The 13,150-nt window shown below is 70.6% G+C and carries 6 protein-coding genes; 2 read left to right on the top strand and 4 right to left on the bottom strand.

The window, feature by feature from the left end; translation table 11 throughout:
- Together ABZ348_RS33405 and ABZ348_RS33400 are read left to right on the top strand one after the other, a co-directional pair.
- On the top strand, positions 1 to 3,931 hold a 3,931-nt coding region (locus ABZ348_RS33405), incomplete at its 5' end, for an SDR family NAD(P)-dependent oxidoreductase (protein ID WP_358939556.1).
- Between the two features lie 29 nt (positions 3,932 to 3,960).
- The gene (locus ABZ348_RS33400) at positions 3,961 to 7,059 is read left to right on the top strand and encodes a beta-ketoacyl synthase N-terminal-like domain-containing protein (RefSeq protein WP_358939554.1); all 3,099 of its coding nucleotides are present in this window, start codon (positions 3,961 to 3,963) and stop codon (positions 7,057 to 7,059) included.
- A 94-nt stretch (positions 7,060 to 7,153) separates the two neighbouring features.
- Here ABZ348_RS33400 and ABZ348_RS33395 read toward each other — a convergent pair whose 3' ends face one another.
- From ABZ348_RS33395 to ABZ348_RS33380, 4 genes are all read right to left on the bottom strand, one after another.
- Positions 7,154 to 8,368, bottom strand: coding sequence for a cytochrome P450 (locus tag ABZ348_RS33395; RefSeq protein ID WP_358939552.1), 1,215 nt, complete (start codon positions 8,366 to 8,368; stop codon positions 7,154 to 7,156).
- A gap of 257 nt (positions 8,369 to 8,625) precedes the next feature.
- Entirely contained in the window at positions 8,626 to 9,585 is a 960-nt protein-coding gene (locus ABZ348_RS33390) for an alpha/beta hydrolase (RefSeq protein WP_358939550.1), read from the bottom strand.
- Between the two features lie 404 nt (positions 9,586 to 9,989).
- Positions 9,990 to 11,570: a molybdopterin-dependent oxidoreductase gene (locus ABZ348_RS33385; RefSeq protein ID WP_358939548.1), complete on the bottom strand. Its 1,581-nt coding sequence runs from the start codon at positions 11,568 to 11,570 to the stop codon at positions 9,990 to 9,992.
- 187 nt (positions 11,571 to 11,757) lie between these two features.
- Complete coding sequence (locus tag ABZ348_RS33380; protein WP_358939546.1) at positions 11,758 to 13,125, bottom strand: amidohydrolase family protein; 1,368 nt, start codon at positions 13,123 to 13,125, stop codon at positions 11,758 to 11,760.
- Positions 13,126 to 13,150 lie beyond the last annotated feature (25 nt).

The following is a 13,150-nucleotide window of genomic DNA, read 5'->3' as shown; positions in this document are numbered from 1 at the left end:
CACAGGCACAGGCACAGGCACAGGCACAGAACACACCAACACACCCACCCTCATCACCGGCACCCTCCGCCGCAACCACGGCACCCTCAACCAGTTCCACCACAACCTCGCCCAACACCACACCCACGGCACCCCCACCCACTGGCACACCACCCCCACCACACCACCCCCCAACCTCCCCACCTACCCCTTCCAACACCACCGCTACTGGCTGGAGGGTCCTGCCGCCCAGAGCGACGCGCGGAGTCTGGGACTCGACTCCTCGCAGCACCCGTTCCTCACCGCGGTCACGTCCCTCGCGGACGGCCACGGAGTCCTGCTCACGGGGCGCATATCCGCTCCGGCACATCCCTGGCTCACCGACCATGCGGTCAACGGGACCGCGCTCCTGCCCGCGACCGCCCTGCTGGAACTCGCCTTCCACGCGGCGGAGGGCATCGGCACGGGCCGGATCGGCGAGCTCACCCTTGAAGCTCCCCTGCTCATCCCCGAACACGGCAGCGTACGTATCCAGGCGGCGGTTCAGGCACCGGACGAAGCCGGCCAACGACCCTTCTCGGTGCACTCCTTCGACGAACACACCGAACACTGGACGCGCCACGCATCCGGCGTGCTCGCACCGCAGCCGCACGACCCCGCTCCGGAGCACACCGATGGGACCGTGAACTGGCCGCCGGAGGGCGCGGCGGCTCTCGATGTGGAGAACCTCTACGACGAACTGGCCGCTCTCGGATACGAATACGGGCCCGGATTCCAGAATCTCCATGCCGCCTGGCGCTCCGCCGACGGCACCGCCGTGCACGCGGAGGTGTCCCTCTCCCCCGAACAGGAGGAAGAGGCGGCCCGCTTCGCCCTGCATCCCGCCCTGTTGGACTCCGGTCTCCACGCCATGGCGCTCGGGGACTTCCTGGGTGACGGCGTCCGGCTGCCCTTCTCCTGGAGCGGTGTCACGCTCCGGGCGACGGGGGCGACGACGCTCCGGGTCACGATCACCCCGGGAACGGCGGGTGAGGACACCGTGAGCGTCTCGATCAGTGACCCTGCGGGCGCCCCGGTCCTCTCCGTCGACGCATTGACGCTGCGTCCGGTGCCCGAGGGTCAGCTGTCCTCCGCCCGCAAGCCCGTGGCCACGGCGGAATCGCTCTACGAACTGGGGTGGAACGAGGTCCCCCTGCCGGATGAGGCGCCCACACCGCCCGTGTACGAGGTGGTGGACGCCACCGCCGCGGGCGAGGGTGCCGTACCGCAGGCGGTGCGCGCCTCGCTCACCGCACTGCTCGCCCGGTTCCAGGACCGGTCGGACCAGGGCGATGACTCCGTACCACTTCAGGTGGTCCTCACCCGCCATGCCGTGGCGGCCGTCTCCGGGGACGTACAGGACCTCACGGCGGCACCCCTGTGGGGGCTGGCCCGTTCCGCGGCGACGGAGAACCCCGATCGGATCGTCCTCGTCGACATCGACGATCCGGCCGAGGGCTCCCCGTCCCGGCGGGTTCTGGAAGCGGCGCTAAGCACGGGCGAACCACAACTCGCCCTGCGTGACGGAAAGTTGTCGGTTCCCCGTCTGGCGTCACCCGCCGCGGGAAGCACCCCGCTCTCCCCGCCCCTCGACGGGGGCTCGTGGCGGCTGGAGTCCGTGGGCGGTTCACCCGACGATCTGCGTCTGGCCGCCCATCCCGCGGCAGACGCCCCACTGGAGCCCGGCCAGGTGCGGATCGCGGTGCGCGCCACCGGATTGAACTTCCGCGATGTGCTGACCGTGCTGGGGGTGGTCCCCGGTGGTGGCCCGCTGGGGACCGAGGCGGCGGGAACCGTGGTGGAGATCGGTCCCGGAGTGACCGGTCTGGACGTCGGTGACCGGGTCTTCGGACTCGTGCCCGGTGCGGCGGGGCCGATCGCCGTGGCCGATCGACGGCTGCTCGCACCCATCCCCCGTGGCTGGTCCTTCACCCAGGCCGCGGGCGTACCGGCGGTGTTCACCACCGCTTACTACGGGCTGGTGGAGTTGGCAGAAGTCACCGAGGGCGAGCGGCTGCTGATCCATTCGGGGGCCGGTGGCGTGGGGCTGGCGGCCCTTCAGCTGGCGCGTCATCTGGGGTTGGAGGCGTTCACCACTGCGAGCCCCGCCAAATGGGGGGCGCTGCGGGCACTGGGAGTGGACGAGACCCATCTGGCGTCTTCGCGGACGACGGAGTTCGAGCAGAGCTTCCTTGCGGCCACCGATGGCGAGGGGGTGGACGTCGTACTCAACTCGTTGACCGGGGAGTTCATCGATGCCTCCCTGCGGCTCCTGCGGATCGGAGGGCGTTTCGTGGAGATGGGCATCGCCGATCTCCGAGATCCGGGCCTGGTGGCCGCCGAGCGACCGGGAGTGGCGTACCGACCGTTCGAACTGCTCGACATGGACCCCGACACCGTGGGACGGGTGTTGTCCCGGGTACTCGAACTCTGCGAAGCGGGGGTGTTGACGCCACTGCCGGTCACCAGCTGGCCCGTTGAAAGGGCACCGGACGCCTTCCGGTACTTTGCACAGGCGAAGCAGGTGGGGAAGGTGGTGCTCACCGTCCCGACGCCCGCGGGCCAGGCCGAAGGCGGGCCGGGCACCGTACTAATCACCGGTGGTACCGGTACGCTCGGCGCCGCCCTCGCCCGCCATCTGGTGACCGTTCGCGGCGCACGACACCTGCTGCTGACGGGCCGCCGCGGACCCGAAGCGCCCGGGGCCGCTGAGCTAACGGCCGAGTTGGAGGCTCTGGGGGCCCGCGTGCGCGTGGTCGCGGTCGATGTGGCCGACCGTGAGGCGTTGGCGGAGGTGTTGGTTTCGGTGGATCCCGCGCACCCCATCACGGACATCGTCCATGCGGCCGGCGTCCTCGACGACGGGGTGGTCTCCTCGCTCACACCGCAGAAGGTCGACGTCGTGTTGCGGCCGAAGGTGGACGCGGCATGGCATCTGCACGAGCTGAGCGGCGAGCTCGGTCTTGATCTGACGTCGTTCGTGCTGTTCTCCTCCGTCTCCGGGCTGCTCGGGGGTGCCGGTCAGGGGAACTACGCGGCTGCGAACGTCTTCCTGGACGCACTGGCCGTGCACCGTCACCGGCTGGGACTGCCGGCCGTTTCGCTGGCCTGGGGCATGTGGGAGGACGCGTCCGGGATGACAGGGCACCTCGGGGACACCGACCGTGCCCGCATCGGCCGGGGCGGGCTCGTTCCGATGTCGCTGGCCGAGGGCTTCGCCCTGTTCGATGCGGCCGTGGCGGCGGGGCGGCCCCTGCTGGTGCCGGCGCCGTTGCACACCGGGACGTTGCGGGCACAGGCCGGTACGGTCGGCGTGCCGCCGGTGCTGCGCGCCCTGGTGCGCGGGCCGGTCGTCAGACGTGCCGCACGCACGTCCGGGGAGTCCCCGCGCGGTCTGGCGGAACGGCTGGCCGCGCTGCCCGGTCCCGAGCGCGAGCGGGTGGTGCTCACCCTGGTGCGCGACCAGGTGGCGGCGGTGCTCGGGCATCTGGCCGCGGACGACATCGCTGCGGACCGGGCGTTGAAGGAGGTCGGCTTTGACTCCCTGACGTCGGTGGAGTTGCGCAACCGGCTCGCCACGGCGTCCGGGCTGCGGTTGCCCACGACGTTGGTGTTCGACTTCCCCACCCCGCGGGCGCTGGCGAGCCGACTCCTGGCCCTGCTCGCTCCCGGCGACCCGGCGGCCGAGCTGGACCGGCTGTTGGCATCGGTGACCGTCGACAGCCCCGACTTCGCCGTGTTGCGGGAGCGGCTCCGCGCAGCGCTCTGGCGCTGGGAGGAAGAGGCGGGCCCCGACCAGGGCGACGCCGACCAGGCACCCCCGGAGACCGATCTCAGCACGGCCACCGATGAGGAGTTGTTCCGGGCGTTGGACCTCGGACTGGGTGACATCGGCGAAGTCGACGCGTCCTGAACCCCCACAACGGAGAGAGTGCGACTGCGATGAGCAACGAGAACAAGCTCCGCGACTACCTCAAACGGGCCGCCGCGGACCTCCAGCAGGCGAAGCGACGCATCAAGGAGTTGGAGGACCGCGATCACGAGCCGTTGGCGATCGTGGCGATGGGCTGCCGGTTCCCGGGCGGCGTGGACTCCCCCGAGTCCCTGTGGCGGCTGCTGGCAGACGAGCGCGATGCGGTGTCGGGCTTCCCCGTGAACCGGGGGTGGGACGTGGAGGGGCTGTACGACCCGGATCCGGACCGGACGGGAACGACGTACGTCAGCGAAGGGGGCTTTCTGCACGACGCCGGCGAGTTCGATGCGGCGTTCTTCGGGATGGGCCCGAGGGAGGCCGTCGCCACCGACCCGCAGCAGCGGCTGTTGTTGGAGACGGCGTGGGAGACCTTCGAGCGGGCCGGCATCCCGCCGGGGGGTTTGCGGGGCAGCCGGACGGGAGTGTTCGCCGGTGTGGTCTCCCAGGCGTACGTCCCTGCGCCCGACGACATCCCGGACGGCTATGAGGGGCACCTCATGACGGGGAACGCGACCAGCGTTGCGTCCGGGAGGATCGCCTACCACCTCGGGTTGGAGGGCCCCGCCGTCACCATCGACACGGCGTGCTCGTCCTCGCTGGTCGCCATGCATCTCGCGGCACGGTCACTGCGCTCCGGGGAGTGCGATCTCGCACTGGCGGGCGGGGTGACCGTCATGGCGACCCCCCTGCTGCTGCTGGAGTTCAGCAGACAGCGCGGGCTCTCCCCGGACGCGCGCTGCAAGGCTTTCGCAGCCGGTGCGGACGGCACCGGATTCTCGGAAGGGGCCGGGCTGATCCTGTTGGAGCGCCTCTCGGACGCCCGTCGCAACGGCCGGCGGGTGCTGGCACTGCTGCGTGGATCCGCGGTCAACCAGGACGGTGCGAGCAATGGGCTCACCGCTCCCAACGGCCCCACCCAGGAACGGGTGATCCAACAGGCCCTGGCGGCGGCGCGGCTCGCCCCGCAACAGGTGGACGTCGTCGAGGCGCACGGTACGGGCACCCGGCTCGGCGACCCCATCGAAGCACAGGCCCTGCTCGCCGCCTACGGGCAGGGACGGCCGGTGGGAGAACCGCTGCTCCTCGGGTCGTTGAAGTCCAATCTGGGCCATACCCAGGCGGCTGCCGGCGTGGCCGGTGTGATCAAGATGGTGGAGGCGATCCGACGGGGCGTGGTGCCGCGGACCCTGCACGTGGACGAACCGACGCCCCACGTGGACTGGTCGGCGGGAGCCGTCGAGTTGGTGGCGGACGAGGCGGTGCCGTGGCCCGACCGGGGGCGCGCCCGCCGGGCGGGGGTGTCGTCGTTCGGGATCAGCGGGACCAACGCCCATGTGATCGTCGAACAGGCGCCGCCGACCGAGGTGGAGACCCCGGCGACGGTGGATGCGTCGGTCGCCGTCTGGCCGCTGTCGGCCCGTACCGAACCGGCGCTGCGCGCGCAGGCGGAGCGGCTCGTCGAGCGGGTGCGGGGTGGGGGTGACGAGGTTCCGGACGCGGTGATCGGTGCGTCGCTGGCCCGGGGGCGTACGCATCTGCGCGAGCGTGCGGTGGTGCTGCCGGGGCCGCGGGAGGAGCGCCTGGCGGCGCTCGCCGAGCTGGCTGCGGGACGTTCGTCTCCGCGTGTGGTGCGCGGTGTGGCCGGGGAGCCCCCGGTGACGGGATACCTCTTCACCGGTCAGGGCAGTCACCGGGTGGGGATGGGCCGTGGTCTGTCCGAACACCGACCGGACTTCAGGGCGGACCTGGCGGAGATCTGCGGGGCGTTCGACGGGCCGTTGGGCCGGCCGTTGCTGTCGTTGCTGCTGGCCGGTGAGGGCAGTGCGGAAGCGGCCCTGTTGGAGCGGACCGAGTACGCCCAGCCCGCGTTGTTCGCCGTGGAGCTCGCACTGTTCCGGCTGTTGGGCCGGCTGTTGCCGGAGCCGGAGTGGGTGGCCGGGCATTCGATCGGCGGTCTGGTGGCGGTCGCCGCGGCCGGTGCGCTGTCGTTGGAGGACGCGAGTGCGTTGGTGGCGGCGCGCGGTCGGTTGATGAGCCAACAGCCGGCCGGTGGAGCCATGTTGGCGTGTGAGGCTTCGGAACAGGAAGTGCGCGGACTGCTGACCGGTGTATCGGGCCGGGTGGACCTCGCCGCCGTCAACGGTCCCACGGCGGTGGTGGTCTCGGGAGATGCGGACGCGGTGGCGGAGATCGAGGCCGCGCTGTCGGTGTGGCGGCGGCGCACCAAACGCCTGCGGGTCAGCCACGCCTTCCACTCCCACCACATGGAAGGTGCCGTGGAGGGGTTGCGACAGGTGGTGGCGGGGTTGCGGTTCCGGGCTCCGACCCTGGGGATCGTTTCGGACCTGACCGGGGAGCCGGTGGAGCTGGAGGAGTTGCAGCAGCCGGACTACTGGGCCCGACATGTGCGTTCGCCGGTGCGTTTCGGTGCGGTGGTCGACACGTTGGCCAAGGCGGGGGTGACGGCGTTCGTCGAGGTCGGACCGGATGCCGTGCTTACTCCGTTGGTGACGGCGGCCCTGGCTCAGGGCGCGGGCCGCTCGGTGGTGGTTCCCACATTGGTGCGCCAGCGGCCGGAGGAGGCGACGCTGACGGCGGCGCTGTCCCGCTTGCACGTGGCGGGGGCGCCGGTGGACTGGGATGCCTGGTACGGGGAGCTGTCAGGGCCCGGTGTGCCCTTGCCGACGTACCCCTTCGAGCGGCGCCACTACTGGTGGCCGCCCCGGACCCGATCGGTGGCACCGCGCGTTCGGGGCGTCGATGTGGTGCCCCCTCCGGGCGATTCACCGATCAATTCGCCGATCGAGGCGGGGGTCGAGCCGGACGAGGGCGACTATCTGCACCTCGTACGCGTCCATGCGGCCGATGTGTTGGGGCATCCGTCACCGGAGCTCATCGACGCCCAGGACAACTTCCTCGACATCGGCTTCTCGTCCTTCACCGCCTTGGAAGTGCGCAACCGTCTGTGCGAGGCGACCGGGCTATTGCTGCCGCCGGTCCTGTTGTACGACTATCCGACTCCTGCGGCGGTGGCGCAGTTCCTGGAGGAGCAGGCGCCGGCGGCCTGATCCCGACGTGAACGGTCGTCGGCCCCTGTGGTGCACCGGGCCGACGGCCGTTCACTTCCACCAGCGGGACGACCGCCTACCCGGGGCAGGCGACCTACCAGGTGACGGGCAGCCGCACGATGCCCTGGACAGATCCCCCGGGTTTGGTGCCGAGCCCGTCGATCGGCACGGCGAGACGCAGGTCCGGCAGCCGCGTGGCGAGTTCCTGGAGCGCGATCTCCAACTCCGCCCGGGCCAGGTTCTGGCCTATGCACTGGTGGATTCCGTAGCCGAAGGCGAGGTGGTGGCGTGTGCCGCGTCCGATGTCCAGGGTGTCGGGGTCGGGGAACGCCTCTGCGGAACGGTTGGCCGCCGCGTTCGGAAGGTACACGGCGTCTCCTTCCTCGATCACCACTCCGCCGATCTCGATGTCGGCCGCGGCGACCCGCTGGAGTTCGTCCGCGACGGAGAGGAACCGCAGGAGTTCCTCGACCGCGCCCGCTGCCGCCACCTCACCCGACCGCAGCAGCGCGAACTGCTCGGGGTGCGCCAGCAGGGTCAGGATGCTGAGCCCGATCATGTTCGCGGTCGTCTCGTGTCCGGCGACCAGGAGGAACATGGCGATGGAGGCCAATTCGGCCTGGGTGAGCTCTCCCGTACCGAGCCGGTCGACGATGAGTTCGTCGAGCAGTCCGGTCCCGGGCGCGTCCAGCTTGGCTTCGATCAGTTCGTCGAAGTAGCGGATCAGCGCACGGCTCGCCGTGGCGGCCTCTTCGGCGGTACTGGTGGCGAGGAGCATCCGCCGGGTCTGCTCCTCGAAGAACTCATGGTCCTCGTAGGGCACCCCCAACAGTTCGCAGATCACCGCGGAGGGCACCGGCAGGGCGAACTGGGGCACCAGATCGGCTTCCCCGCCCCCATCTGCGAGCAGCGCGTCGATGCGCTGAGTGACGATGCGTCTGATGGCGGGGCGCAGCCCGTTGATCCGTTTGACGGTGAAGCTGGGGATCAGCATCCGTCGCTGGATGCCGTGTTCCGGCGGGTCCATTCCCACGAGCGCCACGAGTCTTGCGGCGGCCATGCGCGGTACGAGTACGGGGAAGTCCGGCCGGGAGCGGTCGGAGGACAGCCGGAGGTCGACCAGCAGCCCGCGGGTTTCGGCGTAGCCCGTCACCACCCACGCCACCCGGCCGTCGTACAGCCGCACACGGGCGAGCGGGCCCTCCTTCCTGAGTTCGGCGTAGCCCGCGGGCGGGTGGTAGGGACACTGGCGGGACATCGGGAACTCGGGGAGTTCCGGGTGGGTGCTGTGCGGGCTCGGACTCGTCATACGGCCCCCTGGGTTCGGGAACGGCGGATCGCGTCTGCGGTGTCCGCTCGGGCCCGACATTGTCCGAACGCCTGATGAAGCGCTTCTAAATCCGCCGGTCCGGTCGCCGGCCTTCAGCTGCGCCGGTCAGCGCGGCGACCAAGGCCCGCCGCGCCGGGCCGCCCGGGCCAGGGAGTGCGCCGGCGGGGAGGCCCGCGGGGAGTAGGGCTCCCCCGATCCACCCGGTGCGGCGCTCCCCCGGCCGTGCCCGGAACCGGTCAGCGCGGCAGGGGGATGTCGCACGGCTCGGGCGGATTGAGGTAGCCCAGGTCTTCCAGGGGGTCGTCCGTGCAGAAGCGGGCCATCAGGTCGGCGAAGTCGGCGATGCGTTCCAGCGGGGCGAGGTGGTCGGTCTCCTTGATGGTCAGAAACCGGGAACCGGGGAGGTCGGCTGCGAGGGCCCGTCCCATGGCGGGGGTGGTGAGGGTGTCGTGTTCGCCGGTGACGACGAGGGTGGGCACGACCGGTACGGGTTCCGGGCGCAGCCATTCATGGTGCATCAGACGGCTGTTGTGTTCGGCGGACATGGCGAGTTGCTGGGGGTCCTGGCCGGCGATCTGCTGGTAGACGAGCCGCGAGATCGCGGCGTGCCGCCGGACGGTCCCGGTGCCCGGAGGGGACATGAAGTGGTCGGCGAGTTCCCGGGCGATGGGCTGGATCTGGCCCTGTCGGATCATGGTGTCCCAGCGGCGCATGGCGGCTGCATAGCCTTCGGGGATGGCGGGGGTCATGCCGACGAACATCAGCCGCCGGAGCAGCTGCGGATAGTGCTGGGCGAAGCGGAGTCCCACGGCACCTCCGTAGCAGGCCGCGATCAGATTGACTCGGGGCAGGCGCAGTTCGTCGATGAGGTGGCGGACTGTTGCGGCGAGGAAGTCGATCCCGTAACTGGCGGGCAGGAAGTCTGCGGTTCCATAGCCGGGCAGATCGACGGTGATCACCTCGCCCACCTCGGCGAGCCGTGCTTCGTGGCGCACCCAGGAGTACCGGTCCTGGGACGATCCGCCCAGGATCAGCACGGGTTCGGTGCGCGGCCGACTGCTGGGTACGGTGCGACAGAGGTAGCGGAAGCCGGCGAAGGTCAACTCCCGTTCGCTGACGTTCTCTCCCAGGGCGGCGGGCCAGGTGAGGGACGGCGAGCCGCTCTCCAGTGTGGCGGTGCTGTCGATGGCAGGCACAGGGACTCCGTAGGGCTGGGTCTGGGGGATGTGGTTCGGGTGTCCAACGCCGGCCCCCCGCTGTGGGGTACTGCCTTTCAGGGTGCGAAATGGTGTCCGACGCCGTGGTGGCCCTCGCCACCGCGGCGTCGGACTCCGCCCTGCTGCGCTCCCCGATGGGCTCATCAGGGCGGACCCGGCCGGTTGCGTCCGCTCAAACGCTCTCGACCGTGGTGGATTCGGCTCCGGCCGGGGTCCGGATTGCCCGGGTCGTGGGATTCACCCGTACGGGGCACGAGGGTGGGGCGGTCGGAGCGATCGGGCTGCCGGGGAAGGCACGGGCCCTCCCGCGTACCGCTCGGGCAGGTCGATCATTGCGGCTGGCGACACGGGGCGTCGTCGGGCGAGGGACATCGGCGCGTCCCTCACTCGACGTTGACGACCACCGTGTGCCAGCCGCTGGCCCCGTCGGGAACGGTCTTGGCCCGTTCTTCCGTCTGGACCTCACCCGTGCGGTCGGTCGCACGGACGGAGAGGGTGTGGCTTCCCGGGGTCGCGCGCCACGGAAGGGACCACTGGCGCCAGGTGTCGACGGTGTGCTGTTCCGCGAGGTCGGCCCGTCGCCAAGGGCCGTCGTCCACGCGGACCTCCACCCGTTCGACGCCTCGGTGTTGGGCCCAGGCGACTCCCGCGATCATCACCGTGCCGGCACCGGGCCGGGCGAAGGGCTTGGGGGTGTCGATGCGGGACTGGGTCTTGATGGGTGCCTCGCGCGCCCAACCGCGCTTCACCCAGTAGGGGTCGTAGTCGTCGAACGTGGTGAGCTCGATGTCCTCGATCCACTTGCAGGCGGAGACGAAGCCGTACAGTCCGGGAACGACCATGCGTACGGGAAAGCCGTGGTCGAACGGTAGTGGTTCGCCGTTCATCCCCAGGGCGAGCAGGGCGTCCCTCCCGTCCATGACGGCGTCGACCGGGGTGCCGAGGGTCATTCCGTCGACGGACCGCGCGACCAACTGGTCCGCCGGGCCGCCCCTCGCCGGGGGCTTGACCCCCGCTTCGCGCAGCAGGTCGGCGAGGCGGACGCCGATCCACCGGGCGTTGCCGACGTAGGGCCCGCCGACCTCGTTGGAGACACAGGTGAGGGTGATGTCGCGTTCGATCAGCTCACGGTCGAGCAGATCCCGAAAGGTGAGGGTGAGCGGTTCCCGCACGCCCTTGCCGTGGATGCGCAGCCGCCATGTGGTGGCGTCGACCTTCGGCACCACCAGCGCGGTGTCGACACGGTAGAAGTCCTTGTTGGCGGTGGTGAAGGGCTTCAGCCCGGGAACGCGCAGCCGTGCGCCGGGTGGGATCGTCGCGGCGGGTGACGCGGGTCGGGGGAGGAGTACGGCGGTACGGGAGGCGATGGCGTCCTTGCCGTGGCGTGCCGTGAGGGAACGGCCGAGCGTCCCCACTCCGGCAGATGCGACGGCGGCGGCCGAGGCGGCGACGAGGAAGGCACGGCGATCGGGTCGTACCTCGGACCCGGCCCCGGGGACCGGTGCCGGTCCGAGCGCTCCGATGAGGACGTACAGGACCGCGGAGCCGACCAGGGCGCCGACCAGCGACGGCAGCGCGTCGGTCCAGCTCTGGGAATCCGGCCGGCTGAGGGCCGCCACGGTTCCGACGACGCCGAAGACGAGTACACCGGCCGCGCCGACCTTGCGGTGGCGCAGGGCGAGCAGCCCGAGAGCCAGCGCGAACAGCACCAGGACACTGACGATGCCGAGTTGCAGCACCAGTTTGTCGTTGGTGCCGAAGGAGCGGATCGCCCAGTCCTTCACCGGTGCCGGAGTGAGATCGATCGCCGCACCGCCGACGGCGGTGACGGGTCCGGCTTCGGGCCGAACGGCAGCAGCCATCAGTTCGGCCGCGGCGAGGGCGGCGAAGCCGGCCAGGAGGCCGCTCGCTCCCGCCGACGCACCGTGCGTGAGGGCTGTTCGTTTGATCGTCACACCCTGCATTCGGAACCGACCGCCGACAGGATTGGTCGGTTCTTCCATCGGGTGGGACGGGTGTCCCCGCCCGGGGCGACAGGGCGGGGACGGTGGGCGCGGAGGGGGCGGCGCTCGGGCGCGCTACGGCGTTTCGCCGGCCCGTCGGCCCTCGACGGGCTGGCGGGCGCGGGGACTTCGCAGCGAGCGGAGTCGCTCAGTAGCCGGGCGGGTGGAACCGGCCGCCCGGCTCGACTCCGGCCTGTGCGAGGACGAAGTCCCTGGACCGGTCGACGAGTCCGACCACCTTCTGCTCGTCGACGCCCACGAGTTTGCCGTCGGCCTTGACGCGGCGTCCTGCGACCCACACCGAGTCGACCAATCCGGGGTGTCCGGCCAACACGACCGCGCCCGCGGCGTTGTTCATGGGGGCCATCTCGATTCCGTCCGCCCGGATCAGCACGAGGTCGGCGTCCTTGCCCGGCGTCAGCGAACCGATCCGATGGTCGAGGCGCAGCGCCTTGGCCCCGTTGATGGTGGCGAACTCGATCGCGTCACTGGTGTTCAGCGGGAGCTGTGCTTCGAGGACGCCGCCGCGCTGCGCGGCCTCGGCATGGGCGAAGGCACGTTCCACCAGCAGTACGGTGCGCATCACCTGGAAGAGGTGACCGGTGTTGCAGGTGGCGATGTCGATGCCGAGGGTGGGTGCCATCCCCACGTCGAGCAGTCGTCGGGTGGCGGGCCAGCCGTGCCCCATCTGCATCTCGATCTCGGGTGTCATTGCGGCCGAGCAGCCCGAGTCCGCCATGATCTGGAACTCGTCGTCGGCGAGGGAGTTGCAGTGGGCGCAGACGACATCGGGGCCCAACAGCCCGTTCTCGGCGAGCCAGGCGACCGGCCGGTTGCGTCCCCATGCGCCGTCCCCGACGTGTACGGAGATGAGCACGCCCAGTTCCCGGGCGAGGGCCCAGTCGTCGAGGGTGACGTCGGGGGTGGCGTACTGCGGTCCGCGGAGGGCCATGCCCATCTGGACCAGTTGGTCATCGCTGGAGAAGTGTTGTGATCTCACGCGCCGGGCGTCGGCGGCGTTGGTGGGGAGGTCGCTGACCGGCAGCCACTCGTCGTTGGCGTTGCCGTAACACATCACGAATCGACCGTGGGTCTCCTTGAGCGCCTCGATCGCCGCGTCCGCGTGCTCGGGGGTGTTCATGTTGTGCGACCAGTCGAGGACGGTCGTCACTCCGGCGTTGAGCGCCTCGTAGGCGCCGGCGAGATTGCCCGCGTACACGTCTTCGGCTCGGAAGTGCCCGCCGAGCTGCACCCGGACGCCTGCGAAGTACTGGCTCAGGGTCCAGTCGGCCGCGATGTTGCGGAGCACCGTCTGCCAGAGGTGGCGATGGGTGTCGACCATGCCCGGCATGACGATCGCTCCGCGCCCGTCCACCACCTGCGCGCCATCGGTGGGCAGATCCCGGCCCACCGCAGCGATCTTGCTCCCTTCAATGAGCAGATCCGCCCGGTCGAGATTCCCGATGCTCGGATCGACGCTGATGATGTCGGCGTTTTGAATGAGAGTCCGGTTCACCACGTTCTCCTCTGTCGTGCCCTGT

Source organism: Streptomyces sp. NPDC005963, assembly GCF_040638655.1.
In the GTDB taxonomy this organism is placed as follows: Bacteria; Actinomycetota; Actinomycetes; order Streptomycetales; family Streptomycetaceae; genus Streptomyces.
Note: the sequence above shows the minus strand (reverse complement) of the source record. Positions and strands in the feature narration are given on the sequence as shown.